The organism is Streptomyces sp. NPDC006743 (genome assembly GCF_040703815.1).
Taxonomy (GTDB): domain Bacteria; phylum Actinomycetota; class Actinomycetes; order Streptomycetales; family Streptomycetaceae; genus Streptomyces.
The window spans coordinates 11678-37581 of sequence record NZ_JBEYJA010000029.1; the positions used below are offsets into that span (position 1 = coordinate 11678).

Consider the following 25904-nt stretch of genomic DNA (forward strand, 5'->3'; position numbering starts at 1 on the left):
CGGCCCCTGGCCTGCGGGAAAGCCGGGCGCGACCGCACGGAGCACCGCGCAGCACCCCGACGCAGCACCACGCCGCACGGCTGCGGGCCGTGCGGCGTGTGGCCGGGGGTCGGCGGTCGGTGGGCAGTGCGGCGGGACGGCGCGGGCCGGCCGGTCCGGAGGGACGCGACGCGGTCCCCGGCCGGGCCGGAGGTGACGCGACGCGGCCTTCGGGTCCGGCCGGTCAGCGGGGGGCGCCGGGGCGGGGGCCGTGCGGACGGCGGGCGGTGCGTTCGGCGAGGACCTCGTCCCGGACCCGGGCGCAGCTGCGGCTGATGAGCCGGGACACGTGCATCTGCGAGATGCCGAGCCGGTCGGCGATGCGGCTCTGGGTCATGTCCTCGAAGAAGCGCATGTAGAGGATGGCGCGTTCGCGTTCGGGAAGCCTGCGCAGCCCCTCCTTGGCCGACTCGCGGTCGACGACGACGTCGTACGAGGAGTCCGCCGCGCCCAGGGTGTCCGCCAGGCTGTAGCCGTCGGCCCCGGAGGACATCTCCGCGTCCAGGGAGAGGGTGCTGAAGCTGTCCAGGGCCTCCATGCCCGTGCTGACCTCTTCCTCCGTCAGCCCGGTGTGGGCGGCGACCGCCGCGATGGAGGGCTCGGGGCTGCCGGGGTTCTGGGTGAGTTCGCGGCGGGCCACGCGCACCTTGTTGCGCAGTTCCTGGACCCGGCGGGGCACGCGCAGCGCCCACATCCGGTCCCGGAAGTGCCGCTTCACCTCGCCGGTGATGGTCGGCACGGCGTAGCTCTCGAAGGCGCCCCGGTCCGGGTCGAACCGGTCGATGGCCTTGACCAGGCCCAGAGCCGCCACCTGCCGCAGGTCCTCGATCGACTCGCCGCGGTCGCGGAAGCGGCCCGCGATGCGGTGGGCCATCGGGAGCCAGGCGGTCACGAGCTCGTCGCGGACCGAGTCCCGTTCGGGCCCCTCCGGCAGAGCCGCCAGGCGTCGGAAGAGGGCCTCGGTCTCGGGTGCGTCGTCGTGCTGCCGCCGTGTGGGAGCGGCCTGGTCCTCGGGAATGCCGGAACGGCTTGTCGATATGTCGATCAGCATGCGGAATCGCTCCTGAACGGTGGTTTCAGGGATGTACCGCGGGAGGCGGGGCACTCGCCCGGGGCGATCCGAAGGGCCTCCGGAGCACCCGTGCCGCTCCCGCTGGCGCGCCTCCGGTCCGAAGCACGAAATTCCGTCTGCCCTGGGGTGGGAGGAACAAACTCCGCTTCACGGATTTCTTTGCAGCGGGCAACGCTCCCGGCGTGCGCGGGCGCTTTCGGCGACGGCCTGCGCGCCTGCCGGGCCCCGCGCCTTCAGGTCAGGGGCACCAGGACGCTGATGCACTTCCCGCCGGCGGGCAGGTCGCGGACCTGCACGTCACGTGCCAGCCGGCACACGATCGGCCAGCCGTGCCCGCCGCTGCGGAAGCGGCCCTGCGGATCCGTCGGGGGCCGGGCCACCGGGAGCCGGTCGCTGCGGTCGCTCACACAGACGCGGACCTCGGGTCCGACGACGTCGACGTGGAAGTCGGTCACCCCGCCGCCGTGCAGGATGGCGTTGGTCGTGAGTTCGGAGGCGACGAGCTGGGCGTCGGAGACGGCGTGCGCGTCGCACGGTGGATGGCCGGCGCGGCAGCACGCGGTGATCACGTCCACCACGGCCTGCCGGGCGTCGGCCGGCCTGCACGCCTCGGCCCGGGCCGCGCCGGACTGCGGCTCCACGACCGGGGTGGTCCTGTGCTTCTCGGGCATCTCTCCGCTCCCCTGTTCCTCGCTCCCTGCGTGGTGAGGGTTCTCCGTGCGGTACGCACTCCGCCGGCCTCACCGTCCGGCTAGCCCTCGCGGGCCGGACCAAACATCCGGCGGCGACGGGCGACCGGCCGGGCGTCCCTGTCCTGCGCGGCGGGCGCGTGGCGTGAACGTGCGGGTCACCGGGGGGATGAAAACGAGTGAAACCGGTCACTCGGACCCTTCTCGACCGAGGAGAACGACCGAAAATGGTTTACTGTTCATGCATACGCGGCGCCGGGGTCGACCCCACTGCGGTCTCCTGGACGCCGCCGCATACGGCCCTGGCTGGCCTCCCCCGTCCAGCCAGGGCTTTTTCACGTCCTCGTCCGCCGAGGTGCCCCACGTGCCCGCAGCCGCTGAAATGGGCGTAGGCAGATGCGCGGAACCGAACGCCGGTGAGGAGTCCCGGTCATGACCAAAGCGATAAAACTGCTCACCGCCCTCCCCCACAAGCAGCGCGACCGCCTGATGGAAGTCGCGCGGGAGGTGTCCTTCCCGGAGGACACCAGGATCTTCGAGGCGGGAGGCACCGCCGACCGCTTCTGGGTGATCCGTTCCGGCGCCGTCCACCTCGACCAGCACGTCACACCGACCCGCAGGGTCACCGTGGCGAGCCTCGGCGCGGGTGATCTGCTCGGCTGGTCGTGGCTCTTCCCGCCCTACGAGTGGGACTTCGGCGCCGAGGCGTTCAGCCGGGTGCGCGCCTACGAGTTCGACGGTGCGGCGGTACTGGCCCTGTCCGTGGAGGACCCGCTGCTGGGACTGTCCCTGGTGCGCACCGTCGCGGAGATCCTGGCCAACCGGCTGGAGACGACCCGCGGCAGGCTGCTGGAGCAGTACACGATCCCCCGGCGGAACGTCTAGGACGGCCTCCCGCCTCAGATGCGGTAGCGGCGCAGCGCCGGCGCGGCGGCGGCCAGTCCCAGCATCAGGACGACGACCAGCAGCCCGCCGCCGGCCACGGCCGCGCGCGGTCCGAACGCCGAGCCGGCCGTACCGTGCAGGACGTCGGCCAGGCGCGGCCCGCCCGCCACGACGACCGTGAACACCCCCTGCATCCGGCCGCGCATCTCGTCGGTGGCGGCGGAGAGCAGGATCGCGCCGCGGAACACCATGGAGACCATGTCCGCCACTCCCGCGGCGGCCAGGAACGCCACCGCGATCCACAGGTTGCGGCTCAGGCCCGCCCCCGCGACGGCCACGCCCCAGGCGGTGACCGCGCCGATCACCATCCAGCCGTGCCGGCGCGCCCGGGAGAAGGTGCCGGAGAACAGGCCCCCGGCCACCGCGCCGATGGGGACCGCCGCGAACAGCAGGCCCAGCGCGAGACCTTCCCCGTAGGGGGCGAAGGTCTCGGCGGCGAGCTGCGGGAACAGGGCGCGGGGCATCCCGAGGACCATGGCGATGATGTCCGCGAGGAAGGACAGCAGCAGCACCTTGTGCCCCGAGATGTAGCGGAACCCGGCCGCGATCTCGCGCACCCCCGCGCGCCGCCGGTCCGTGCCCGTCAGCGGCGGCAGCGACGGCAGGCGCCACACCGCCCACACCGTGACGCACAGGGCCACGGCGTCGGCGAGGTACAGCTCGGGCAGTCCGATGACCGGTATCAGCGCACCCGCCAGCAGCGGTCCCGCCACCAGTCCGGTCTGCATGACGGTGGAACCCAGGGCGTTGGCCGCGGGCAGCTCCTCCTCGGGCACCAGGCGGGCGATGGAGGCGTTGCGGGCCGGGGAGTTGAGCCCGAAGAAGGCCTGCTGGAGGGCGAGCAGCACCATGAGGACCGCCACCGAGTCCAGCCGGGTCAGGGCCTGCACCCAGAACAGCAGCGAGGTGACGGCGATGCCGCAGTTGGTCACGAGCAGCAGCTTGCGCCGGTCCACGGTGTCGGCGACGGCGCCGCCCCACAGCGCGAAGACGACCATCGGCACCAGACCCGCGAGGCTCGCGTAGCCGACCCACGCCGAGGAGCCGGTGATGTCGTAGATCTGCTTGGGTACGGCGACGGCGGTGAGCTGGCTGCCGACCGCGGTGACGATGGTGGAGGACCACAGCCTGCGGTAGGCGGGGCGGCGCAGCGGACGGGTGTCCATCGCCCAGCGGCGCCAGCCCCGCCGGGCCTCGCCGGCGTCCGGGCCGCCGCCGGTCCGGGCCGGGCTGCTGCTGTCGGTGGTCTCGCTGGTGTCCACGGGCTTCCTGGTTGCTCGTTACATCTTTCTGGTCGGACCCACTATCGCAGCACCGGCCACGCCTCTCGCACACGCGTTCCGGGCGACGGACACGGCAGACGGTTCCGGCCCGGTGCCGTCCCCCGCTCGGCTGTGTGCGGATTGTGCGAAGGTCCGCCGCCGGGCCGCGCACGCTGTTTCAGCGCGCGGCGGCGGGTGACCCGACGGCGAGCACGAAGTTGACGAGGCACGGACGACTTTCGATCGCAGGTGACATTTCATGGAGAACTGGCGCGAACACGCCGCGTGCCGCCACGAGGATCCGGATCTCTTCTTCCCGATCGGCACCACCGGTCCGGCGCTGGTGCAGACCGAGCAGGCCAAGTCGGTGTGCCGGCGCTGCCCCGTCCGGGACGAGTGCCTGGAGTGGGCGCTGGAGACGGCCCAGCCCCTCGGCGTGTGGGGCGGGACCAGCGAGAACGAACGGCGCGCGCTCAGGCGGCGCCGCGCCACGGCCCGCCACCGTTCCGGATGACCGGCCCGGGACCCGGACCGAGACCTGAACCGGCCTCGGTCCGGGTCTCGTGATCCGGACCGGCGTCGGTCCCGGTCTCGTGACCCGGACCGGCGTCGGTCGCGGTTCCGGACCCGAACTGGTCTCGGCCCGGGTTCCGCAATCCGCACCGGCGGCGGTCCCGGTCTCGTGATCCGCACCGGCGTCGGTCCCGTTCCCGGAATCCGGACCGGCGTCGGAGCACCGAATCCCGGTCGCGGCCTCGGCAAGGCCGCCCGCACGGCCGGGACTTCACCCGCCCGAGCGGCGGAGCGTGCCCCAGCGGGCCTCCTGCCGGGAGACCTCCGCCCGCGCGGCGTCGATGACCTCGGCGTCGATCCAGCACAGCGGCCGCACGTCGACGACCAGCGGCTCGTTGTCCGGGCCCCGGCCCGTCTCCCGGCCCGTGAGGACCCAGGGGCGGACTCCGGGGCCCTTGTCGTGCGGCAGGTGCGCGTAGTCGTACAGGCGGCGGGCCACCCACAGCTCCACGGACCGGTCCTGCCACCAGTCCTCCACGTCGAGCGGGTTGGCCGACAGGCCGGGCATGCGGACGCCGGTCAGCTCGTCGACGCTGGAGGCAGCCCCCAGATCGGTCGCCGGGCCCCGGGACCAGCGCACGTACAGGCCGGTGTGCCGCCCGACGAGGGTGGCGAGCCCGGTCAGCGAATGCACGACGGGCAGATCGTCCGGCGCGCTCATGTCGTGGTCTCCCTCCTGCCCCGCCCGGGTGAGCACGGCCGCCTCACCCCGGCGGGCGTTTCCGCCACCTCGGCGGGCGTTTCCGTCCCACCCGGCGAGCGCTTCCGTCCCGCCTCCGCGGGCGTTTCCGCCACCTCGGCGGGCGCTTTCCCTCTGACCCGGGTGTGCCGGGCCGCCTCTCAGCGGGCTCCGGCTCGCCTCAGCAGGCCCTGCGGCCTCGAGTCCGTAGGCGGGGGTACCCGGGATCAGCCCACGGAATCGGCCGGCTCCTCGCCGGGTGCGCCGGCCGGGGCCGCGGGCAGCCGGAGCGTGAAGACGCTCCCGGCGCCGAGTTCGCCGGCCGCGGTGGCGGTGCCGCCGTGGGCGTCGACCAGCTGGCGGACGATGGCGAGGCCCAGCCCGCTGCCGCCGGTGCGGCGGCTGCGCGACTTCTCCGCCCGCCAGAACCGGTCGAAGACGTGCGGCAGGTCCTCGGGTGCGATGCCGGTACCGGTGTCGGTGACGGTGAGCACGACCTCGTCGCCGTCGGCGCGGGCGGTCAGGGTGACGGTGCCGCCCGACGGGGTGTGGCGCAGCGCGTTGGACACCAGATTGCCCAGCACCTGCCGCATGCGCACCGGATCGGCGTCCAGGCACAGCCCGTCCTCGCACGCGGTGCGCAGGGCGACGCCGGCGGTGCGGGCGGCGACCCGGTGGGCCGCGGTGACCTGGTCGAGCAGGTCGCCCGCGACGAGCGGTTCCCGGTGCAGGCGCAGGGTGCCCGCGTCGGCGGCGGCGAGGTCCTGGAGGTCGTCGATGACGCGCTGGAGCACCAGCGCCTCGTCGTGCAGCGAGGCGAGCAGGGCGGGGTCGGGGTCGACGAGGCCGTCGCGGGCCACCTCCAGCCAGCCGCGGATGTTGGTGAGCGGGCTGCGCAGTTCGTGGGCGATGTCGCTGACCATCGCCTTGCGCTGGGCCTCCAGGCGCTCGCGGCGTTCGGTCAGCTCGTTGAAGGTGCGGGCGAGCAGACCGGTCTCGTCGCGGGTGGTGACCGGGACCCTCACGTGCTGGTCCGGCGGCTGCCGGGCGGCCTCGGTCAGGGCGCGCAGCGGCCGTACCAGTCTGCCGGCGACCAGCGCGGTGACGGCGACGGTGACGGCCAGCACGAGTCCGGCGGCTCCGACGACCTTGGCCTTGTTGCCGGAGGACATGACGAAGCGGGGTGCCGTCCGGACGCCGCCGCCGAGGAAGAGCTGGGCGGCGGGCGCCACATAGGGGTCGAGCTGCTCGCGGTAGGCGTCGTCGGCGCACTGCTGTCCCTTGCGCACCCGCTCGTCGTCGCCCTTGACGACCTTGCTGAAGGGGTAGTGGCTGCCGGGGCCCGCGGACGAGGGGCCGAAGGACAGGAACCGGACCAAGCCCGGGTCCAGCCCGGCGCGCACGAGACAGCCGCCGGCCCGCCGCCGCAGCTCGTCCAGGGCCTTGTGCTCGGTGGGCGTGGGACTGTTGAGGGCGCCGTCCGCGCACTCGTCGGGCACATAGGTGTCCGCCGTGCCGTCGGCACCGACGAGGTAGGGACGTCCGCTCGGGGTGTGCCGGATCGTGGCGGGTACGCCGTTGGTCTCGAAGCAGCGCCTGCGTTTCTCGGCGATCCGGTCGATCGTCGCGCGTTCGCCGGCCGGCAGCAGATAGGGGCCGACCGCGCGCGGGTCGACGCCGCTGAGCTGGGCTCCGCGCTGGGTGTAGGTGTCGGTGTGCAGCGGGTCGACGGTGGCGGCGGGGCTCGGCGGCAGCGGGCTGCCGTGCGGTGCGGAGTCGGCGACGGGGGTGCGGTCGCCGGTGGCGAGGGCGATCCGGCGGCCGGTTCGCGCGGCCAGTTCGCGGACGGCGGGCCCGACTCCCTTCCAGTCGGGGTGGGTGGCGGCGTAGCCGCTGAGCCGGGCGAGGATGGCCACGTCGTCGGCGAGGTCCTGGCCCTGTTCCTGGCGCAGGGCGCTGGTGGTGGTCTGCACGGCCAGCCAGGCCGTCGCGGCCACGGAGCAGCCGGCGATGAGGACGGAGGCGATCAGCAGGCGCACCAGCAGCCGCTTGCGCAGCGGTATGCCGCCCTGCGCCCCGGCGCCCCCGCTCATGGAGTGCCGCCGCCCGGTTCGTGGCCGCCGCTCAGTTTGTAGCCGACACCGAAGACGGTCAGCAGCCGGGCCGGTCTGCGCGGGTCGGCCTCCAGCTTCTTGCGCAGGTTCATGATGTGCACGTCGACGGCCCGTTCGGTCGAGGCCCGCTCCAGGCCACGCGTGCAGCGCAGCAACTGCCGCCGGGTGAAGACCCGTTCGGGTTCGGCGGCCATGGCGAGCAGGATCTCGAACTCGGCCGGGGTGCACTCCACCGGTCGCCCTTCGCAGCGCACCTCGTGCCGTACCGGGTCGACGGCGAGCCCCGCGGCACGCACGACGGGGTCCTCGCGCCGTTCACCGGCCCGGCCGCTGCGGCGCAGTACGGTGCGGACGCGGGCCATGAGTTCGCGCGGGCTGTAGGGCTTGGTCATGTAGTCGTCCGCGCCGAGTTCCAGGCCGAGCAGGATGTCGTCCTCGGTGGAGCGGGCGGTGAGCATCAGCACCGGGACGTCGCCGTCGCGGCGCAGCGCCCGGCACACCCCGAAGCCGTCGATCCGGGGGAGCATCAGGTCCAGGACGACCAGGTCGGGCCGGTGCAGCCGGGCCGCGTCCAGGGCGGCCCGGCCGTCGTGGACCACGGTCGCGGTGTGCCCCTCCCCCACCAGGGAGCGGCGTATGAGTTCGGCCTGCATCTCGTCGTCCTCGGCGACCAGCACATGTGCGCACACCTGGCGGATCCTAAGCGGTCGGCGGGCCGGGGACGGCACGGCGTCGTCGGGTGATCATGCGTCGACCTTGGCCGACGCATGTGAGGAACTCGTCAGGGCCGTGAGGTGGCCGGCTTTCCGCGGGTGTCCAGCCAGGTGCGGAAGAGTCCGTCCAGGTCCTTGCCGGAGAGGCGTTCGGCGAGTGCGGTGAACTGTGCGGTGGTGCCGTGTCCGGCGCGGTGGGACGCGGCCCAGGTGCGCAGGATCCGGAGGAAGGCCCGGTCGCCGACGGCCCTGCGCAGCTGGTGCAGGGTCATGGCGCCGCGGGCGTAGACGGGGGTGGCGAAGATGTTCCTGCCGCTGCCCGGGTCGCCGGGCGGGAAGGCCCACAGTCCGTCGCTCGCCGGCCGGGCGTACAGCGCGTCGAACTCCTGCTGGGCGCTCGGGCCGCCGTGCTGCTCGGTGTAGAGCCATTCGGCGTAGGTGGCGAAGCCCTCGTTGAGCCAGATGTCCTGCCAGCGGGTGAGGGAGACGGAGTCGCCGAACCACTGGTGGGCGCTCTCGTGGACGAGGGTGCCGAGGTCGGGTGCGGAGTCGTACAGGGGGCGGGTCTGGGTCTCCAGCGCGTACCCGACGTCCGGTGCGTGGTCGACGATCGCTCCGGCGGCCCGGAAGGGGTAGGGCCCGAAGAGCCGGCTCTCCCAGTCCAGGACCGACGGCAGTTGCTTCAGTACGGGTGCGGCGGCGGCCGCCTCGCGCGGGTCGACGGCGTTGTAGACCTGGACGCCGTCGCGGGTGGTGTACCGCTCGACACGGAACCTGCCGACGGTGGCGGTGGCCAGGTAGGCGGCCATGGGCTCCGACTGGCGCCAGCGGTAGGTGGTGCGGCCGTGGGCGGTGCGGCTGCCGAGGTAGACGCCGTTGGCCACGGCGGTGTGCCCCTGGGGGACGGTGAGGGTGAAGTCGTACGTCGCCTTGTCCAGCGGGTGGTTGTTCGCCGGGAACCAGGTCATGGCGCCCTGCGGTTCCCCGGCGACGAAGGCGCCGTCGTCGGTGGGGATCCAGCCGTCCGGGGAGCCGTCGGGGTCGGTGACCGGCGCGGGGGTGCCGCTGTAGGTGACGGTGACCTGGAAGCGGTGGCCCGGGCGCAGGGCGGTGCGCGGGGTGACGAGGAGTTCCTGGCCGTCGCGCCGGTGAGTTGCCCGGGCGTGGTCGACGGTGACGCCGGTGACCTTCAGGCCCTTGAGGTCGAGGTCGAAGCGGGTGAGCGGCTGGGTGGCCCGGGCGGTGAGGACGGCGGTGCCGTCGAGCCGGCGGCTGCCGGGGTCGTACCGGAGCGTCAGGTCGTAGTGGGAGACGTCGTAGCCGCCGTTGCCGGCGAGCGGGAAGTAGGGGTCTCCCGCGCCGGGGGCACCGGTCGTCGCGGACGCGGCGGGCGCGGGACGGGCGGGCGCGGCGGGGGTGGCGACGGGGCCCGCGACAGCGGGTCCGCCGGCGGCCAGCAGCGCCGCGACCGCGACGGGGACGGCGGCGGTCACGGCGCGTGGGGCGGGGCGGTGCTTGCCGGTTGGCGTCACGGTGTCTCCTCGGAAGGGGGCTGGGGCGGCGCGTGATCAAGCGCCCCCAGAGTAGAACCCTCCTGACGCGTCACGGCAGTGCTGTGCGGCGGCCCGCCCGTCGCCCTGGGGGAGGGCGGGCCACCGAGCCCGGCCAGGCGGACTGCGGGCCCGCGGTCCCGGTTCGGACGATCCGTCGGTCCTGCCGCCGCGTTCAGGCGATCCGTCGGTCCTGCCGCCGCGTTCAGGCGATCCGTCGATCCTGCCGCCTCGTTCAGACGGCCCGTCGATCCGGCCCCGTCCGGACGACTCGTCGGACGGGCCCCGCTCGGACGACCCGCCGGGACGGCCCCCGCTCAGACGACCTGTCCGGCCGCGGCGCGGCCGGCCGCGCGGCCCGAGAAGAGGCAGCCGCCGAGGAAGGTGCCCTCCAGCGCGTTGTAGCCGTGGAGGCCGCCACCGCCGAACCCGGCGACCTCGCCCGCCGCGTACAGCCCCTCGACGGGCTGCCCGTCGAGGCCGAGCGCGCGGGAGTCGAGGTCGGTCTGGATGCCGCCGAGGGTCTTGCGGGTGAGGATGTGCAGCTTGACGCCGATCAGCGGCCCGGCGGCGGGGTCGAGGACGCGGTGCGGGACGGCGACCCGGCCGAGGCGGTCGCCGATGTAGCGGCGGGCGTTGCGGATGCCCTGGACCTGGGCGTCCTTGCTGTACGGGTTGGTCATCTGGAGGTCGCGGGCGGTGATCTGGCGGCGCACCTCGGCGGGGTCGAGCAGCGGGCGGTCGGTGAGCCGGTTCATCTTGCCGACGAGTTCTTCGACGGTGTCGGCGACGACGAAGTCCGCGCCGTGCCGCACGAAGTCCCGCACGGGCCCCGGCGCCCCCTTGCCGAGCAGCCGCTCGCGCAGCAGGGCCTTGCGGTCCTTGGCGGTGATGTCGGGGTTCTGCTCGGAGCCCGAGAGCGCGAACTCCTTCTCGATGATCCTGCGGGTCAGCACGAACCAGGAGTGGTCGTGGGCGGCGATGTCCTCGGTGGTGCGCAGGTACCGCAGGGTGCTCAGCGTGTCGTACCCGGGCAGGCAGGGGTCGGGCAGGCGGCGGCCGAGCGCGTCGAGCCAGAGGGGGGACGGCCCGGACAGGACGCGGATGCCGTGGCCGGGCCAGACGGGGTTCCAGTTGCGCACCCCCTCGGTGTAGTGCCACATGCGGTCGCGGTTGACCAGGCGCACGCCGGCCGCGGCGCTGATGTCGAGCATCCGGCCGTCGACGTAGGCGGGGACGCCCGTGACCATGCGGGCGGGCGGGGTGCCGAGCCGCTCGGGCCAGTAACGGCGGACGATGTCGTGGTCGGCGCCGATGCCGCCGCTGGTGACGATCACGGCCTGGGCGGTGAGTTCGAACGCGCCCGTCTCCTCGCGGTTGGAGGCGACACCGCGGGGCGAGTCGTCCGGGGCGAGGACGGTGCCCCGTACGCCGCGCGCCGCGCCGCCCTCAACGACGAGTTCGTCCACCCGGTGCCGGTGGTGGAAGGTGAGCAGTCCCTTCCCGGCCGCCTCCACGGCGTACCGCGCGAAGGGCTCGACGACTCCCGTGCCGCTGCCCCAGGCGATGTGGAAACGGGGTACGGAGTTGCCGTGGCCGTCGGCCCGGAGACCGCCGCGCTCGGCCCAGCCGACGGTGGGCAGCAGCGTGATGCCGTGTCCTTCCAGCCAGGACCGCTTCTCCCCGGCGGCGAACTCGACGTAGGCGCGGGCCCAGCGCATCGCCCAGGCGTCCTCGTCGTCCGCCCGGTCGAACCCCGCGCTGCCCTGCCAGTCGTTCCAGGCGAGTTCGAAGGAGTCCTTGACGCCCAGGCGCCGCTGCTGGGGGGAGTCGACGAGGAACAGCCCGCCGAACGACCAGTACGCCTGGCCGCCCAGATTGGCGGCGTTCTCCTGGTCGACGAGGGCGACCCGGCGGCCCCGGCTGGTCAGTTCGTGCGCGGCGACGAGGCCGGCGAGGCCCGCTCCGACGACGATGACGTCCGCGTCCATGGTGTCCCGTTCCCTTCTCGGTGGGTGCGTGCGGCGGTGCCGCTGCCGTCGGTGAGCAGTGCGGTGAGCAGGTGCCGCAGCCAGGCGCGGGCGCCGTCCACGTCCTTGTCCAGCAGCAGTTGGACCGTGACCCCGTCGTAGGCGGCGACGACCGCGTGGGCGGCGCCGTCCGCGTCACCGAGGACGGCGGGCAGCGGGGTGCGGGGGTGCGCGCGGGCCAGCCGTTCGGCGATCGCCCCGCGCAGCCGCGCCCGGTGCTCGCGCAGGACGTCCGCCACGGCGGGGTCGCGGGCCGCGTGCACCAGGAAGTCCGTCTTCACGAGCAGCCAGTCGCGGTCGAGCAGCAGGACGTCGGTGACCCGGTCGACGGCGGCGGCCACGTCGAGGTCCGGTCCGTCGAGGGCGAGCGCTGTGGAGACCTGGCGGGCGATCAGTTCGGCGCGCTCGCGGTAGAGGGCGAAGAACAGCTCGTCCAGGGTGGTGAAGTTGGAGTAGAAGGCGCCGCGGCTGTACCCGGCGGCCTCGCAGACCTCCTCGATCGACACGCGCCCGAAACCCTTGGCGGCGAAGACCTCGAACGCGGCCCGGAGGAGGTCGGCGCGGGTGCGCGCCCGGCGCTTCGTGGCGGCCGGCCGCGTTCCCGGCTCCGGCCCCTGCTGTGTCATGCCCCTGCCACCTCCGTCCCGATACGTGAATGTATCCGATGCACCGGTGTATCGGAAGGCCTCACGCACCGCCCCGGCCCACCGCGCCGCACCGCTGGGGCACCCCGGAGGCACCGCGGGGGCACCCCGGGGCCACTGCGGGGCACTCCGGGCGCACCGCGGGGGCACCGCTGGCGCCGGAACGCCCGTCGCGGGCACCGGCCGGGGCGGGCCCGCGGGTTCCCCGTCGCCGGGCCGGTGATCACATCTGGTTTGCTGTCCCCCGCGGGGGCCATCCACGGCTTGGGGAGATCGATGACTGCGGACGTGCGGCAAGTGGCCGACGGCACCTACCTGGTGCACGGCAACAACACCAACTGGGTGATCCTCACCGAGGGTGACGCGCTCACCCTCGTCGACACCGGCTACCCGGGCGACCGACAGGACCTGCTCGACTCGCTGGCCGCGGTGGGCGGTTCACCGGAGGCGGTGGCGGCCGTGCTGATCACCCACGCGCACAACGACCACCTGGGCTCCGCCGAGCACCTCCGGACCGTGTACGGCACCCCGGTCCGCCTCCATGAGGAGGAAGTCCCGCACGCCCGGCGGGAGTTCCTGCACCAGGTGAGCGTCGGGACGGTGCTGCGCAACGGCTGGCGGCCGGGGGTGCTGCCGTGGGTGGTGCACGCGCTGCGCGTCGGCGGCACCGCGCACCTGCCCGTCGCCGCCCCCGAGCCGTTCCCCGTGGCGGGTCCGCTCGACCTGCCCGGGCGGCCGGTGCCCGTGCACACGCCCGGCCACACCCGCGGCCACACGGTGTTCCACCTGCCCGACGCGGGCGTGGTGATCTCCGGCGACGCCCTGGTGAGCGGCCACCCCACCTCCCGGATCACCGGCCCCCAGCTGCTGCCCGACATGTTCCACCACGAGCGTGCCCGGGCCCTGGCCTCGCTGGAGATACTCGAAGGACTCGAAGCGGACGTGCTGCTGCCCGGCCACGGCCCCGTCCACCGCGGCCCGGTGGACGCGGCCGCCCGACGGGCCAGGGAACACGCGCTCTAGGGCTGCGGACAAAAGGGGAGTCCGATCGGCGCGCGGCGTCCGGTGCGTGCGATCGCAAGGCGCTGGAAGGTCCTTGTGGCGGAGCTGTCAGGGCCTTTCGGCAACGCCGCGAGGGTGCGTGCCGGGCGTCGCGAGCCGGACACCCCTTTTCGTTCGCAGCTCTCAGGTCCTGTCATCGCGTTCCCGCCCGCCCCGCGGCGCCTGGCACGCTCCCCCGGGCTCTTCGAGCAGGGGCCCCGCTCGCCGCACCGGACGAAAGCCCGAGCACGCCGGTACGTGGACTTCCGTCCGGCGCACCGAGAGCACGCACCGGACGCCGCAGGGCCGCCCTGCGGGCGGCGACGGGAATGTGAACGACAGGATCTAGAGTTTCCGCCATGGCTTTGCAGATCAGCGCCACCAACCCGGAGCACCCCGCGCTCCTGCTCGAACTGCCCTGGGAGACGCCGCTGGAGGAGTGGCCCGAGGAGTACCTCGTGCCGCTGCCGCGCGGCATCTCCCGGCACGTCGTGCGTTACGCCCGGGCCGGCGAGGAGGTGATCGCCGTCAAGGAACTGGCCGAGCGCCCGGCGCTGCGCGAGTACGAGCTGCTGCGCGACCTGGACCGGCTCGCCATCCCCGCCGTCGACCCGCTCGCCGTGGTCACCGGCCGCACGGACCGCGCCGGGGCGCCGCTGGAACCGGTGCTCATCACCCGGCACCTGGGCGGCTCGATGCCGTACCGCTCGATGTTCGAGACGACCCTGCGGCCGGCCACCATGCACCGGCTGATGGACGCCCTCGCGGTACTGCTGGTGCGGCTGCACCTGGCCGGGTTCGCCTGGGGCGACTGCTCGCTGTCCAACACGCTCTTCCGGCGCGACGCGGGCGCCTACGCCGCCTACCTCGTCGACGCCGAGACCGGTGAGCTGCACCCGCGGCTCAGCGACGGGCAGCGGGACTACGACCTCGACCTGGCCCGGGTGAACATCAGCGGCGAACTGCTCGACCTGGAGGCCTCGGGCGCGCTGCACCCCTCGGTGGACCCGATCGAGTTCGGCACCGAGATCTGCGCCCGCTACGACGGGCTGTGGCGGGAGCTGACGCGCACCTCCGTGTACCCGGCGGGCAAGTACCACTACATCGAGCGCCGCATCCGCCGCCTCAACGACCTCGGCTTCGACGTGGCCGAGATGCAGATCGAGCACTCCTCCAACGGCGACACGGTCACCTTCGTGCCCAAGGTCGTCGACGCGGGCCACCACCAGCGGCAGCTGCTGCGGCTGACCGGCCTGGACACCGAGGAGAACCAGGCGCGGCGGCTGCTGACCGACCTGGAGAGCTGGATGGCCACCCAGGACGACTACGCCCCGGGCGACCCCCTCTCCGCCCGGCCCGAGGTGCTCGCGCACCGCTGGGTGCGGGAGGTGTTCCGGCCCACCGTGCGGGAGGTGCCGCGCGAGCTGCGCGGCGCGATGGACCCGGCGGAGATCTACCACGAGCTGCTGGAGCACCGCTGGTACCTGTCCGAGCGGGCGCAGCACGACATAGGCCTGGACACGGCGGTCGAGGACTACGTCAGGAACGTCCTGCCCAAGGCCCGCACGACGCTGGAGCCCACCGCGCCCGAGTAGGCGCCCCGGCCCGGCTCACTCGTGCGGGACGACGGCCACCGGGCACCCGGCGTGGTGCAGGACGCCGTGCGCGACGGAGCCGATCCGGGCGCCGACCGCGGTGCGGCGGGCCCGGCGGCCCACGACCACGAGCTGGGCGTGCGCGGCCGCCGCCAGCAGCACCTGGCCGGCGCTGCCCATCTCCACGTGCTCGACGACGGGCACGTCGGGGAAGCGCTCCCGCCAGGGCCGCAGCGCCTCGGCGAGGCCCTTCTTCTCGTACGGTTCCAGGCCCCCGGCCTCGTCGAGCAGCTTGAGCGAGCCGGGGCTGTAGGCGAAGACCGGCGGCAGGGTCCAGGCGCGGACCGCCCGGACCGCGGCCCCGCGGGCGGCGGCCGTCTCGAAGGCGAACCGGAGGGTCTCGGCGCTGTCGTCTGCGGTGCCGTGCTGGCCGACGACGACCTCGCGTCCCGCGGCCTCGGCGGCGGGTTCGTCCCCGGCCCGGACCAGGACGACGGGCCGTGCTGCCTCGGCGATCACCTGCTGTCCGACGGAGCCGACGAGGAAGCCGACGAGGGCGCCCTGGCCGCGCGAGCCGAGCACCAGCGCCTCGGCGTCCGCGGCGGCGGCGGTCAGCGCGTCCGCGGCGCCGTCCTCCACGATGTCCGTGGTCACCGTCAGACCGGGATGGCGTCCGGTGAGGGCGGCGACCGCCTCCTCGACCACCTCGCGCGCCTGCTGCCGCTGCGCGTCACGGCCGCCCAGGTCGAAGGCGTCGTAGACCTCGAAGCGCCAGGCGTGGACGACGCGCAGCGGCAGCCCGCGGCGCTCGGCCTCCCGCCCCGCCCACGCCAGTGCGGCGAGGCTCTCCCGCGTTCCGTCCACACCCGCCGTGATCGGCCGTGTCATGCCGTCCGCCTCCCTGGATCGTGGGCCCGTAGGTCGGTCCCAGTCTTCCCCGCGCCCCGGACGATCCTGCCATGCGGCCCTGCCGGGCGGGGGCGCGGGCGGTGACGGCGGGGCCGGGCGGTCCGCGGCGGGCGGGTGTCCCGCGCTCGCCCGGGCGAACGGCCGCGGACGCACCTACGATGGGCGCAAGTGGGCTCGAAGACGGGGGCACCGGGCCGCCCGTCGCGACCGCACGGGGTGGGAGACACATGACACAGGCCGCGGAAACCGCGCGGACCGTCATCATGACCGTGGACGACGATCCGGGAGTCTCCCGTGCCGTCGCCCGCGATCTTCGGCGGCGCTACGGCGAGTCGTACCGGATCGTGCGCGCGGAGTCCGGCGAGTCCGCGCTGGACGCGCTGCGCGAGCTGAAGCTGCGCGGCGACCTCGTCGCGGTCATCCTGGCCGACTACCGCATGCCGCGCATGAACGGCATCGAGTTCCTGGAACAGGCCCTGGACGTGTACCCGGGCGCGCGCCGGGTGCTGCTGACCGCGTACGCGGACACCACGGCGGCCATCGACGCCATCAACGTCGTCGACCTGGACCACTACCTGCTCAAGCCGTGGGACCCGCCCGAGGAGAAGCTGTACCCGGTCCTGGACGACCTGCTCCAGGCGTGGCGGCACAGCGACCACCGGCCGGTGCCGAGCACCAAGGTGGTGGGGCACCGCTGGTCGGCGCGGTCCTCGGAGATCCGTGAGTTCCTGGCCCGCAACCAGGTGCCCTACCGCTGGTACTCCTCCGACGAGCCGGAGGGGCAGCGGCTGCTGCGGGCGGCCGGGCAGGACGGGCAGCGGCTGCCGCTGGTGGTCACCCCGGACGGCACCCCGCTGGTCGAGCCGGAGGCCCCGCAGCTCGCCGCCCACGTCGGTCTGGCGACCACGCCGGCGGCCGACTTCTACGACCTCGTCGTGATCGGCGGCGGCCCGGCCGGGCTGGGTGCGGCGGTGTACGGGGCCTCCGAGGGGCTGCGTACGGTCCTGGTGGAGCGTTCGGCGACCGGCGGGCAGGCCGGGCAGAGTTCGCGGATCGAGAACTACCTCGGTTTCCCGGACGGCGTCTCCGGTGCCCAGCTGACGGACCGGGCGCGCCGGCAGGCCGCGAAGTTCGGCGCGGAGATCCTCACCGCGCGCGAGGTGACCGCTCTGGAGGTCAACGGCGCGGCGCGCACGGTGCGGTTCTCCGACGGTTCGGCCGTCGCCGCGCACAGTGTGATCCTGGCGACCGGTGTCTCCTACCGGCAGCTCCCGGCCGCCGGGGCGGACGACCTGACCGGCTGCGGCGTGTTCTACGGTTCGGCGCTGACCGAGGCGCCCTCCTGCCACGGGCAGGACGTGTACATCGTGGGCGGCGCCAACTCGGCGGGGCAGGCGGCGATGTACCTGTCGCGGGGGGCGAAGTCGGTGACGCTGCTGGTGCGCGGCCCGTCGCTGTCGGCGTCGATGTCGCACTACCTCATCCAGCAGATCGAGGAGTCGCCCAACATCGCGGTGCGCACCGGCACGGTCGTCGAGGCCGCGCACGGCACCGGCCGCCTGGAGCAGCTCACGCTGCGCGACCTGGGCAGCGGGCGCGAGGAACGGGTCGACGCGCAGTGGGTGTTCGTGTTCATCGGCGCCGCGCCGCTGACCGACTGGCTGGACGGGACGGTGCTGCGTGACGAGCGCGGGTTCATCCTGGCCGGTCCGGATCTGACCGCGGACGGACGGCCGCCGGCGGGCTGGGAGCTGGACCGCCCGCCGTACCACCTGGAGACCAACGTGCCCGGGGTGTTCGTGGCGGGCGACGCCCGGGCCCAGTCCGCCAAGCGGGTCGCGTCGGCGGTCGGAGAGGGAGCCATGGCCGTGATGCTGGTCCACCGCTACCTGGAGCAGTCATGAGCGGGCGGGTGATGCCCTGCAGCCCCAGGGAGATCGGTTCGCTGTTCCTGTTCGAGAAGCTGTCGGACGAGCAGCTGGGGCGGCTGTGCAGCGCCGGCCGGGTGGAGCGGTTCGAGCCGGGCCCGGTGTACACGGAGGGTGATCCGGCCACCTGCTTCTACGTGATGATCGAGGGCACGGTGGTGCTCTCGCGCCGGGTCGGGGCGGACGACGTGGAGGTCGCCCGCACCTCGCAGCGCGGGGTGTACACGGGCGCGATGCAGGCGTACATCGGCGACCGGGTGCGGCAGGTCTACACCAACTCGATGCGTGTCACGGAGCCGACGCGGTTCTTCGTGCTGCCCGCGGACACGTTCGCGAGCATCATGCAGGAGTGGTTCCCGATGGCGGTGCACCTGCTGGAGGGTCTGTTCTTCGGTTCGAAGAACACCCAGGCGGCCATCGGGCAGCGGGAACGGCTGCTGGCGCTCGGCTCGTTGTCCGCCGGGCTGACGCACGAGCTGAACAACCCGGCGGCGGCGGCCGTGCGGGCGACGGGGACGCTGCGCGAGCGGGTGGCGAAGATGCGCCACAAGCTGGCGGTCATCGCCGAGGGGCCTTTCACCCGGGAGCAGTTGGCGGACCTCATCGAGATCCAGGAGCGGACGGCCGAGCAGGTGGGCAAGGCCGTGGCGCTCAGCCCGCTGGAGGCCGCCGACCGCGAGGACGCGCTCACCGACTGGCTGGACGACCACGGCGTGCGCAACGGCTGGCAGCTCGCGCCCACGTTCGTGCAGGCGGGGCTGGACGTCGACTGGCTGGAGCAGGTGGCGGCGGCGGTCGGCGAGGACATCCTGCCTGGGGCGGTGGGGTGGCTCAACTACACGGTGGAGACCGAGCTGCTGATGGACGAGATCGCGGACTCCACCGCCCGCGTCTCCCGGCTCGTCGACGCCGCCAAGCAGTACTCGCAGCTGGACCGGGCGCCGTACCAGATCGCCGACGTGCACGAACTCCTCGACAGCACGCTGCTGATGCTGTCGGGCAAGAGAGGGCCGCGGATCAAGGTCGTCAAGGACTACGACCGGACGCTGCCGCGGATCCCGGCCTATCCGGCCGAGCTGAACCAGGTGTGGACCAACCTGATCGACAACGCCGTCTCGGCCATGGACGGCGCGGGCGGCGAGGGCACGCTCACCGTGCGGACGGCGCTGCACGGCGACCGGCTGCTGGTGGAGTTCCGCGACACCGGGCCGGGGGTGCCGCCGGAGATCCGCGGCCGCATCTTCGACCCGTTCTTCACCACCAAGCCCGTCGGCCAGGGCACCGGTCTCGGGCTGGACATCTCCTGGCGGATCGTGGTCGACAAGCACCACGGCAGCCTCGCCGTGGAGTCGGTGCCGGGCGACACGCGCTTCCAGGTCCTGCTGCCGCTGACCGCCGCGGACGGCGACGGCACGGCATCTGATTCCCTCCCCGAGGAGAAGGCATGAGCAGCGGCGGTTGCGAGGACACGTTCGTCGACCCGGCCGTACCGCCCAGCGGTGCGGGCTGTGCCGAGTGCGAGGCGTCCGGCGGCTGGTGGTTCCACCTGCGGCGCTGTGCGCTGTGCGGGCACGTCGGCTGCTGCGACGACTCCCCCGGCAAGCACGCCGACGCCCATTACCGGGCCAGCGGGCATCCGGTGATCCGCAGTTACGAGCCGGGCGAGGAGTGGTTCTGGAACTTCGCGACCCAGGAGCTGTACGACTCCGGTCCGCGGCTCGCGCCCCCGGTGGCCCACCCGGACGACCAGCCGGTGCCGGGTCCGGCGGGCCGGGTCCCGCACGACTGGGCCCGCACCCTGCGCTGAGCGGGGGCCGGCCGGGGGCCTGACGGGACGAGGATGCCCCGCCGGGGGCGGGGCATCCAGGTCACCTCCGGTGGTCCGTCAGGGACGGGCCGCCGGGGTGTTGGCGGCGGTGACGTTGACCGCCGCCCAGGCCGTGTCCACCGTCCGGTACTCGGTGCTGTCCGCTCCGTAGAGGTCCTTGGCCGCCTGCAGCGTCGCGACACGCGCGTCGTGGAAGTCGGTCGTGGAGACCATGTAGCGAGTCAGCGCCCGGTAGAAGACGGCGGTGGCCTTGGTGCGGCCGATGCCCTGCACCGGCAGTCCGCCGTAGGTCGGCGAGTCGTAGGCGACGCCGCCGATCGTCTTGCGGCCGCTGCCCTCGGCGAGCAGGTAGTACGCGTGCGAGGAGACACCGGAACCGGCGTGCACCTCGGTGTAGTACACCTGCGGCGACCAGTAGTCGATCGCGCCTTCGAGCTGGTCCAGGGAGGGGTGGTCGAGCCGGCGCAGGAACTTCTGCGCGAGGCCCAGCTTCTCCCCGAGGAGGTAGTTCGGCGGGTTCTTCGGGTTGTTGGCGAAGAACTCGACGCTGGAGCCGAAGATGTCGGCGAGCGACTCGTTCAGCGACCCCGGTTCGCCGTACTGGTTGCCGGCGGCGTCCACGCGGGTGGGCTCCAGCCGTGCGGTGGAGTCCACCACGCCGTGGGTCAGTTCGTGGCCGGTGACGTCGAGGGCGACGAGCGGCTTCTTGAACATGTCGCCGTCGCCGTCGCCGTACAGCATGCAGTCGCACGTCGGGTCCCAGAACGCGTTCGCGATCCCGTTGCCGAAGTGCACCATGGCCTTGGCGCCCTTGGAGTTGTTCTCGATGCCCTTGCGCCCGAAGGTCTTCTTGTAGAAGTCCAGCGTCTTGCTGATGCCGTACTGGGCGTCGACGGCGGCGGTGACGCGGTTGGAGACGCTGCCGTTGCCCCACCTGTTGTTCGTGCTGGTGATCTTCGTGCCGCGCGCGAAGTTCTCCTGCAGCTGGTTCCTGGCGTCGCGGGTCTCGGTGCCGTAGCGCGTGGGGTCGGTCAGCACGAAGCCGGTCCGGGCCGTCTGCGTGGTGGTCAGGGAGACCGGGCCGACGAACAGGGACGCGCCGCTGCCCGCGGTGGTGCGCGGGTAGCGCCCGGAGGAGGCGGAGGTGCCGCTGATCGTGCCGAGCGAGCCGGCCGGCGGGACGCTGCCCCGCGACGGCAGGGTTCCGCCCTGGCGGCTCAGGGTGGCGAGCAGCTGCGGTGACAGGAACTCGTCGCTGTCGGGCGTGTTGCTGCGCACCTTGCCGGTGACGGCGTCGATGACGACCGTCCGGGAGCGGGCCCCCTCGGTGGTGGCGCTGCCGGTGACCCGCACCTGGTAGGCGAGCGCCGAGGCGCCGCCGCGGGCGTCCACCACGAGCTGGGCGGTGCCCGCGTCGCCCTCGGCCACGGCGGCGGCCTTGGCGGCGGCCTGCGCGGGCGTCACCTCGGCCCGTGTGGTGGCGGGCCTGACGGTCCGGTCGGCGGCCCGGGTGACGCCGGTGTACGCGAGCTTGCGGTCGAGGTGGACGACGAGGTCGCCACCGAGCACCGGCATGCCCTGGTGGGTGCGGATGAACCGGACGTGACGGGCGCCCTCGGGGTCGGCCATCACGTCCTGGGCGCGCAGTTCGTCCCCCTGGACGACGCCGGTCGCCGCCGCGTGGGCGAAGGCGGCGGCGCGGGCGGCACCCACCACCGAGGCGGTGGAGGTGCGGACGGCCGACACCGTGCGGCCCGGCCCCTTGGCGGGGGCGGCCAGTGCCGGGCCGGCCAGGCCCGTGGCGGCCGTCGTCGCGGCGACGACGACCGCCACGTTGCGTATGTGGGGTCTGTGCACTCTTGAGGGTTCCTTCGTGGGTGAAGGCGGCCGGATCGCCAACCGCCCCGACGCATGACGCGGTTGCGCCATGAGGGCTGGTCGGGCCCCGGGAAGAAACCCTTGTGGGCAGGACATGCACATGTAAAGCACGAATGATCCATTCCGTGCCGCCCAGGGCAATCCTTTGCCAATTCAGTCCCGCTCGGTGATCAAGGAGTGATCAGCGAGTGACCAACTGTGTGTCGTTCCTGGAGATGTGACGCGGTACGAGATGGTTGCGTTGCCCGGCTGTGATCAATCTCGCAACGGACCACGCGCCGACGAAGACGGGAGCGGAATCGTATGGCCTCACGCACGAGGGGCACGAGCGCGGTGCTCGGATCGCTGGTACTGACCCTGCTCGCGGGACCCGCGCACGCGCAGGCCCGCCGCCCGGGGCCCTCGGCGCCCGCCGCGGCGGCCCGTGCGTCCGCCGCGCTGCCCGCCCCGGACACCGCGGCGCTGGACGCCCTGCTGCGGACCGCGCTCAGCGAGGGGGCGCCCGGCGCGACGGCGCGCGTCGAGGACCACCGCGCGTCCTACGACGACCACCCCACCGTCCACCAGGCCACCGAGGGGACCGCCGACCGCACCGACGCCCGGGCGATGGACACCGCCGACCGCTTCCGCATCGGCAGCGTCACCAAGACCTTCACCACGGTCGTCCTGCTGCAACTGGAGGCGGAGGGCCGGCTGCGGCTCGACACCTCCGTCGACCACTACCTGCCCGGGCTGCTGCCCGACGAGCGCATCACCGTGCGGCACCTGCTGAGCCACCGCAGCGGCCTGTACGACTACACCGCCGACATGTTCGCCCGCACGGTCCCCGGCTTCGAGGCCGTGCGCACCAAGGTCTTCACCTACCGCGAGCTGCTGGCCGAGTCCCTGCGCCACCCGCGCACGAACGCGCCCGGCGCCGCCTACGCCTACTCCAACACCAACTTCGTGGTCGCCGGCCTCCTCGTCGAGAAGCTGACCGGTCATCCGGTGCGCACCGAGTACGAGAACCGCATCATCAAGCCGCTCGAGCTGACCGACACCTTCTACGTCCACCCCGACACGCAGATCCCCGGCCGCCACGCGCACGGCTACCTCACCCCGGACGACGCCGAGGGCGCGCTGGTGGACGCCACCGACCAGACGGCGTCGTGGGCGCAGAGCGCGGGCGCGCTCATCTCCTCCACCCGCGACCTGGACACCTTCCTGTCCGCACTGCTCGGCGGCCGGCTGCTGCCCGCCGCCCAGCTGGCCGAGATGGAACGCTGGATGCCGGCCGGCACCGCTCAGGCCTACGGTCTCGGACTGCGCCGGCGCGACCTGTCCTGCGGGATCTCCGTGTACGGCCACACCGGGACGGTCCAGGGCTTCTCCACCTACGCGTTCGCGAGCGAGGGCGGACTGCGCAGTTACGCCGCCGTCGCCACCACCTCCAACAACGACACGGTGCACCGGACGATGCTGCGCACCCTGGAGGCCGTGTTCTGCGGCAGGCAGGCCCCGGCGCGCGGCGCCGCCCCGCGTCCGCGCGCGGGCTCGGCGCACGAGCGCACCGGGTGAGTCCGTCCGCCGATCTTGGCGGAACGACCGGCTCCGGGCCAGGATGCCTCCATGAAGGGTGATCTCTTTTCCAGTGAGCACGTGGTGCGGCCCGCGACCGCACCCGGCATGTACGTCGAGAACGCCAAGTGCGTCCGCTACGTGGTGAACGGCGAGATGCTGGCGCGCCAGGGCGCCATGGTGGCCTGGCGCGGCAGCCTCCAGTTCGAGCGCAAGGGCCAGGGCGTGGGCGGCATGCTCAAGCGCGCGGTCACCGGGGAGGGTCTGGCGCTGATGGCGGTGCGCGGGCAGGGCGAGGCCTGGTTCGCGCACGAGGCGCAGAACTGCTTCATCGTCCAGATCGACCCCGGCGACGAGTTCACCGTCAACGGGCGCAACGTGCTGTGCTTCGACGCCTCGCTGTCGTACGAGATCAAGACGGTCAAGGGGTCGGGCATCGCCGGGGGCGGGCTGTTCAACAGCGTGTTCACCGGCCAGGGCCGACTGGGTCTGGCGTGCGAGGGCAACCCGCTCGTCATCCCCGTCACCCCCCAGCAGCCGGTCTACGTCGACACGGACGCCGTGGTCGGCTGGACAGCCCGCCTCCACACCTCGCTGCACCGCTCGCAGTCCATCGGGTCGATGCTGCGCGGCGGCTCGGGTGAGGCCGTGCAGCTGATGCTCCAGGGCGAGGGACACGTCATCGTCCGCCCCAGCGAGGCGACACCGCACAAGACCCAGCAGCACTGAGCGGCCGGCCGCCCGCAGGGCCCGGCAGCACCGGGCACCGGACCACCGGACACCGGTTGACCCCCGGTGCCCGCTCGGGTGAGGGTCTGGGTGGCGCGGATCCCCGCCCCGCGCCGGAAGGACGGACCGCCTTGATCGGCATCACACAGATCGAAACCACGGCCGAGCGGATCGCCGGTCACGTCGTGCGCACTCCGACCGTGCCGAGCCCGGGCCTGTCCGCGCTGCTCGGTGCCCCGGTGACCGCGAAGCTGGAGCTGCTGCAGCGCACCGGTTCCTTCAAGGCGCGCGGCGCGACGGCGAAGCTGCTCTCGCTCGGCGAGGCGGAACGGGCGGCGGGCGTGGTCGCCGTCAGCGGCGGCAACCACGGGATCGCGCTCGCGGTGATGGCTTCCGCCCTCCATGTGAAGGCCACGGTGGTCATGCCGCGCTCGGCCCCGGCCCGGTCGCTGCGGATCGCGGAGGAGGCCGGAGCCTCGCTGCGGCTGACCGACGGCATGGACGAGGCGTTCGCGACGGCGGCACGGCTGCGGGACGAGGGGCTCACCCTCGTGCACCCCTTCGACGACCCGGTCGTCGTCGCCGGCCAGGGCACCGTGGGGCTGGAGTTCGCCGAGGACGCCGGTCCGCTCACGGACGTGATCGTCAGCGTCGGTGGCGGCGGGCTGATCGCGGGCGTCGCCGCGGCGCTGCGCGCGCTGCGGCCGGGTGTGCGGATCTGGGGTGTGGAGACCGAGGGCGCGCAGGCCATGTCGCAGGCACTGGCGGCGGGCGGCCCGGTGCCGGTCCCCCTCTCCTCGGTCGTCACGACGCTGAGCGCCCCGGCGGTGTCGCGGCTGACGTACGAGCACGCCCAGGCCCTGGTCGAGGACGTGCTCGTGGTGCCGGACCGGGCAGCCGTCCAGGGTGTGCTCGACCTCGCCGAGCACGCCAAGGTGTGGACCGAGCCCGCCGCGGGCTGTCTGCTGCCGGCCGCCCGGCAGGTGCTCGACCGGGTCGGCCCCGGCGCCCGGCTGGGGCTCGTCGTGTGCGGCGGCAACGCGGCGCTCACCGACGTCCTGGACTGGGCGCGACGGTTCGGGCTGCGCTGAGAGGGCCGTTTCCCGGGGCGCCGGCCGGGGACTCGGCCGTCATGGTGCAAATCGGATACACGATGATGACCGAGCAGGCCGGTCCGCGGGAGCTGGTGGACCACGTCGTACGGGCCGAGGAGGTCGGTTTCGACTTCTCGGTCATCTCGGACCACTACTTCCCGTGGCTGCGTGCGCAGGGTCACGCACCGTACGCGTGGAGTGTGCTGGGGGCGGCGGCGCAGGCCACCTCCCGCATCCCGCTGATGACGTACGTGACCTGCCCGAGCTTCCGCTACCACCCGGCGGTCGTGGCGCAGAAGGCCGCGACGGTGCAGTTGCTGGCGCAGGGCAGGTTCCGGCTGGGGCTCGGCTCGGGCGAGAACCTCAACGAGCATGTGGTGGGCGGCGGATGGCCGTCGGTGGACGTGCGCCACGAGCGTCTGGAGGAAGCCGTCGAGATCATCCGGGCGCTGTTCGAGGGCGGCCACGTCACCCGGCACGGCGCCCACTTCGACGTGGAGTCGGCCCGGCTGTGGGACCTGCCCGACGAGCCGCCGCCGATCGGCATCGCGGTCTCCGGCGAGCAGTCCTGCAAGCTCGCCGGGCACCTCGCCGACCTCGTCATCGCCACCGAACCGAAGCCCGGGCTGCTGGAGGCCTTCGACCGGCACGGCGGCGAGGGCAAGCCCCGGGTGGGCCAGTTGCCGGTGTGCTACGACACCGACCGGGACGCGGCGATCGGCCGCGCGCACGAGCAGTTCCGCTGGTTCGGCAGCGGCTGGAAGGTCAACTCCGAGCTGCCGCACCCGGACTCGTTCGAGGCGGCCACCCAGTTCGTCACCCCGGACGACGTCGCCGAGTCGATTCCCTGCGGCGACGACCCGGAGGCGTTCGTGGAGGCCGTACGTCCCTACGCCGAGGCCGGGTTCACGGAGGTGGCGCTGGTCCAGATCGGCGGTGCGGCGCAGGAGCCGTTCCTGGACTGGTCGGCTAAGAGCCTGCTGCCGGCGCTGCGGGACGCCTTCGGCTGAACCCGCCCTCACCCGGGCGCCGGCG

General features: G+C 73.5%; 22 protein-coding genes. 11 read left to right on the forward strand and 11 right to left on the reverse strand.

Translation table 11 applies throughout. From position 1 onward, the window contains the following. Positions 1-223: 223 nt before the first annotated feature. Together ABZ719_RS22860 and ABZ719_RS22865 are read right to left on the reverse strand one after the other, a co-directional pair. On the reverse strand, positions 224-1090 hold the full coding sequence (locus ABZ719_RS22860) for a SigB/SigF/SigG family RNA polymerase sigma factor (RefSeq protein WP_366727022.1): 867 nt from the start codon (positions 1088-1090) through the stop codon (positions 224-226). 254 nt (positions 1091-1344) lie between these two features. Next, complete coding sequence (locus ABZ719_RS22865; RefSeq protein ID WP_366727023.1) at positions 1345-1782, reverse strand: ATP-binding protein; 438 nt, start codon at positions 1780-1782, stop codon at positions 1345-1347. Positions 1783-2232: 450 nt separating this feature from the next. Here ABZ719_RS22865 and ABZ719_RS22870 point away from each other — a divergent pair, with 450 nt between their 5' ends. Further along, a complete protein-coding gene (locus ABZ719_RS22870; RefSeq protein WP_037853861.1) occupies positions 2233-2685 on the forward strand; it encodes a cyclic nucleotide-binding domain-containing protein in 453 nt (150 codons plus the stop codon). Positions 2686-2699: 14 nt separating this feature from the next. On the opposite strand, the gene ABZ719_RS22875 is transcribed toward ABZ719_RS22870, so the two are convergent. Beyond that, positions 2700-4007 carry an MFS transporter gene (locus ABZ719_RS22875; protein ID WP_366727024.1) on the reverse strand — a complete coding sequence of 436 codons (1308 nt, stop codon included), beginning with the start codon at positions 4005-4007 and terminating at the stop codon, positions 2700-2702. 259 nt (positions 4008-4266) lie between these two features. Between ABZ719_RS22875 and ABZ719_RS22880 the strand changes: the two genes are divergently transcribed. Then, positions 4267-4521 carry a WhiB family transcriptional regulator gene (locus ABZ719_RS22880; protein WP_366727025.1) on the forward strand — a complete coding sequence of 85 codons (255 nt, stop codon included), beginning with the start codon at positions 4267-4269 and terminating at the stop codon, positions 4519-4521. A gap of 270 nt (positions 4522-4791) precedes the next feature. On the opposite strand, the gene ABZ719_RS22885 is transcribed toward ABZ719_RS22880, so the two are convergent. From ABZ719_RS22885 to ABZ719_RS22910, 6 genes are all read right to left on the reverse strand, one after another. Further along, a complete protein-coding gene (locus ABZ719_RS22885) occupies positions 4792-5241 on the reverse strand; it encodes a DUF6098 family protein (RefSeq protein ID WP_366727026.1) in 450 nt (149 codons plus the stop codon). 245 nt (positions 5242-5486) lie between these two features. Continuing rightward, complete coding sequence (locus tag ABZ719_RS22890) at positions 5487-7352, reverse strand: HAMP domain-containing sensor histidine kinase (RefSeq protein ID WP_366727027.1); 1866 nt, start codon at positions 7350-7352, stop codon at positions 5487-5489. Continuing rightward, entirely contained in the window at positions 7349-8062 is a 714-nt protein-coding gene (locus ABZ719_RS22895; RefSeq protein WP_366727028.1) for a response regulator transcription factor, read from the reverse strand. The genes ABZ719_RS22890 and ABZ719_RS22895 overlap by 4 nt, the downstream gene beginning before the upstream one ends. Positions 8063-8154: 92 nt before the next feature. After that, entirely contained in the window at positions 8155-9618 is a 1464-nt protein-coding gene (locus ABZ719_RS22900) for a M1 family metallopeptidase (RefSeq protein ID WP_366727029.1), read from the reverse strand. A gap of 335 nt (positions 9619-9953) precedes the next feature. Continuing rightward, on the reverse strand, positions 9954-11627 hold the full coding sequence (locus ABZ719_RS22905) for an FAD-binding dehydrogenase (protein WP_366727030.1): 1674 nt from the start codon (positions 11625-11627) through the stop codon (positions 9954-9956). Then, positions 11564-12292, reverse strand: coding sequence for a TetR/AcrR family transcriptional regulator (locus ABZ719_RS22910; RefSeq protein ID WP_366727031.1), 729 nt, complete (start codon positions 12290-12292; stop codon positions 11564-11566). Before ABZ719_RS22910 ends, ABZ719_RS22905 begins: the two co-directional genes overlap by 64 nt. A 294-nt stretch (positions 12293-12586) precedes the next feature. On the opposite strand from ABZ719_RS22910, the gene ABZ719_RS22915 reads away from it, so the two are divergent. Further along, positions 12587-13333, forward strand: a complete 747-nt coding sequence (locus ABZ719_RS22915; protein ID WP_366727032.1) for an MBL fold metallo-hydrolase — start codon at positions 12587-12589, stop codon at positions 13331-13333. 377 nt (positions 13334-13710) lie between these two features. Next, on the forward strand, positions 13711-14946 hold the full coding sequence (locus ABZ719_RS22920) for a DUF4032 domain-containing protein (RefSeq protein ID WP_366727033.1): 1236 nt from the start codon (positions 13711-13713) through the stop codon (positions 14944-14946). Positions 14947-14961: 15 nt separating this feature from the next. Here the strand turns inward: ABZ719_RS22920 and ABZ719_RS22925 are convergent, their stop codons facing one another. Next, the gene (locus ABZ719_RS22925) at positions 14962-15834 is read right to left on the reverse strand and encodes a universal stress protein (RefSeq protein ID WP_366727034.1); all 873 of its coding nucleotides are present in this window, start codon (positions 15832-15834) and stop codon (positions 14962-14964) included. A gap of 248 nt (positions 15835-16082) precedes the next feature. Between ABZ719_RS22925 and ABZ719_RS22930 the strand changes: the two genes are divergently transcribed. Genes ABZ719_RS22930 through ABZ719_RS22940 form a run of 3 tightly spaced genes read left to right on the forward strand, consistent with a single transcriptional unit; the run spans position 16083 to position 19590 of the window. Beyond that, positions 16083-17759 (forward strand): FAD-dependent oxidoreductase, encoded by a 1677-nt coding sequence (locus ABZ719_RS22930; RefSeq protein ID WP_366727035.1) that lies wholly within the window; start codon positions 16083-16085, stop codon positions 17757-17759. Then, positions 17756-19231: an ATP-binding protein gene (locus tag ABZ719_RS22935; protein WP_366727036.1), complete on the forward strand. Its 1476-nt coding sequence runs from the start codon at positions 17756-17758 to the stop codon at positions 19229-19231. The genes ABZ719_RS22930 and ABZ719_RS22935 overlap by 4 nt, the downstream gene beginning before the upstream one ends. Then, complete coding sequence (locus ABZ719_RS22940; RefSeq protein ID WP_366727037.1) at positions 19228-19590, forward strand: UBP-type zinc finger domain-containing protein; 363 nt, start codon at positions 19228-19230, stop codon at positions 19588-19590. The genes ABZ719_RS22935 and ABZ719_RS22940 overlap by 4 nt, the downstream gene beginning before the upstream one ends. Positions 19591-19668: 78 nt before the next feature. On the opposite strand, the gene ABZ719_RS22945 is transcribed toward ABZ719_RS22940, so the two are convergent. Beyond that, on the reverse strand, positions 19669-21468 hold the full coding sequence (locus ABZ719_RS22945; protein WP_366727038.1) for a M4 family metallopeptidase: 1800 nt from the start codon (positions 21466-21468) through the stop codon (positions 19669-19671). A 324-nt stretch (positions 21469-21792) separates the two neighbouring features. Between ABZ719_RS22945 and ABZ719_RS22950 the strand changes: the two genes are divergently transcribed. The 4 genes from ABZ719_RS22950 (at position 21793) to ABZ719_RS22965 (ending at position 25879) form a co-directional block, all read left to right on the forward strand. After that, positions 21793-23046 (forward strand): serine hydrolase domain-containing protein, encoded by a 1254-nt coding sequence (locus ABZ719_RS22950; protein WP_366727039.1) that lies wholly within the window; start codon positions 21793-21795, stop codon positions 23044-23046. 51 nt (positions 23047-23097) lie between these two features. Further along, positions 23098-23775 carry an AIM24 family protein gene (locus ABZ719_RS22955; protein WP_366727040.1) on the forward strand — a complete coding sequence of 226 codons (678 nt, stop codon included), beginning with the start codon at positions 23098-23100 and terminating at the stop codon, positions 23773-23775. 131 nt (positions 23776-23906) lie between these two features. Then, positions 23907-24866: a threonine/serine dehydratase gene (locus ABZ719_RS22960; RefSeq protein ID WP_366727041.1), complete on the forward strand. Its 960-nt coding sequence runs from the start codon at positions 23907-23909 to the stop codon at positions 24864-24866. A gap of 41 nt (positions 24867-24907) precedes the next feature. Next, complete coding sequence (locus tag ABZ719_RS22965; protein WP_366727042.1) at positions 24908-25879, forward strand: LLM class F420-dependent oxidoreductase; 972 nt, start codon at positions 24908-24910, stop codon at positions 25877-25879. The last annotated feature ends 25 nt before the right edge of the window (positions 25880-25904 follow it).

Excerpts from the sequence above, each read along its gene's own strand:
- ABZ719_RS22860 (WP_366727022.1), bottom strand. The coding sequence starts at position 1,090 with ATGCTGATCGACATATCGACAAGCCGTTCCGGCATTCCCGAGGACCAG.
- ABZ719_RS22865 (WP_366727023.1), bottom strand. The coding sequence starts at position 1,782 with ATGCCCGAGAAGCACAGGACCACCCCGGTCGTGGAGCCGCAGTCCGGC.
- ABZ719_RS22870 (WP_037853861.1), top strand. The coding sequence starts at position 2,233 with ATGACCAAAGCGATAAAACTGCTCACCGCCCTCCCCCACAAGCAGCGC.
- ABZ719_RS22880 (WP_366727025.1), top strand. The coding sequence starts at position 4,267 with ATGGAGAACTGGCGCGAACACGCCGCGTGCCGCCACGAGGATCCGGAT.
- ABZ719_RS22885 (WP_366727026.1), bottom strand. The coding sequence starts at position 5,241 with ATGAGCGCGCCGGACGATCTGCCCGTCGTGCATTCGCTGACCGGGCTC.
- ABZ719_RS22890 (WP_366727027.1), bottom strand. The coding sequence starts at position 7,352 with ATGAGCGGGGGCGCCGGGGCGCAGGGCGGCATACCGCTGCGCAAGCGG.
- ABZ719_RS22905 (WP_366727030.1), bottom strand. The coding sequence starts at position 11,627 with ATGGACGCGGACGTCATCGTCGTCGGAGCGGGCCTCGCCGGCCTCGTC.
- ABZ719_RS22910 (WP_366727031.1), bottom strand. The coding sequence starts at position 12,292 with ATGACACAGCAGGGGCCGGAGCCGGGAACGCGGCCGGCCGCCACGAAG.
- ABZ719_RS22915 (WP_366727032.1), top strand. The coding sequence starts at position 12,587 with ATGACTGCGGACGTGCGGCAAGTGGCCGACGGCACCTACCTGGTGCAC.
- ABZ719_RS22920 (WP_366727033.1), top strand. The coding sequence starts at position 13,711 with ATGGCTTTGCAGATCAGCGCCACCAACCCGGAGCACCCCGCGCTCCTG.
- ABZ719_RS22925 (WP_366727034.1), bottom strand. The coding sequence starts at position 15,834 with ATGACACGGCCGATCACGGCGGGTGTGGACGGAACGCGGGAGAGCCTC.
- ABZ719_RS22930 (WP_366727035.1), top strand. The coding sequence starts at position 16,083 with ATGACACAGGCCGCGGAAACCGCGCGGACCGTCATCATGACCGTGGAC.
- ABZ719_RS22935 (WP_366727036.1), top strand. The coding sequence starts at position 17,756 with ATGAGCGGGCGGGTGATGCCCTGCAGCCCCAGGGAGATCGGTTCGCTG.
- ABZ719_RS22940 (WP_366727037.1), top strand. The coding sequence starts at position 19,228 with ATGAGCAGCGGCGGTTGCGAGGACACGTTCGTCGACCCGGCCGTACCG.
- ABZ719_RS22950 (WP_366727039.1), top strand. The coding sequence starts at position 21,793 with ATGGCCTCACGCACGAGGGGCACGAGCGCGGTGCTCGGATCGCTGGTA.
- ABZ719_RS22955 (WP_366727040.1), top strand. The coding sequence starts at position 23,098 with ATGAAGGGTGATCTCTTTTCCAGTGAGCACGTGGTGCGGCCCGCGACC.
- ABZ719_RS22965 (WP_366727042.1), top strand. The coding sequence starts at position 24,908 with ATGGTGCAAATCGGATACACGATGATGACCGAGCAGGCCGGTCCGCGG.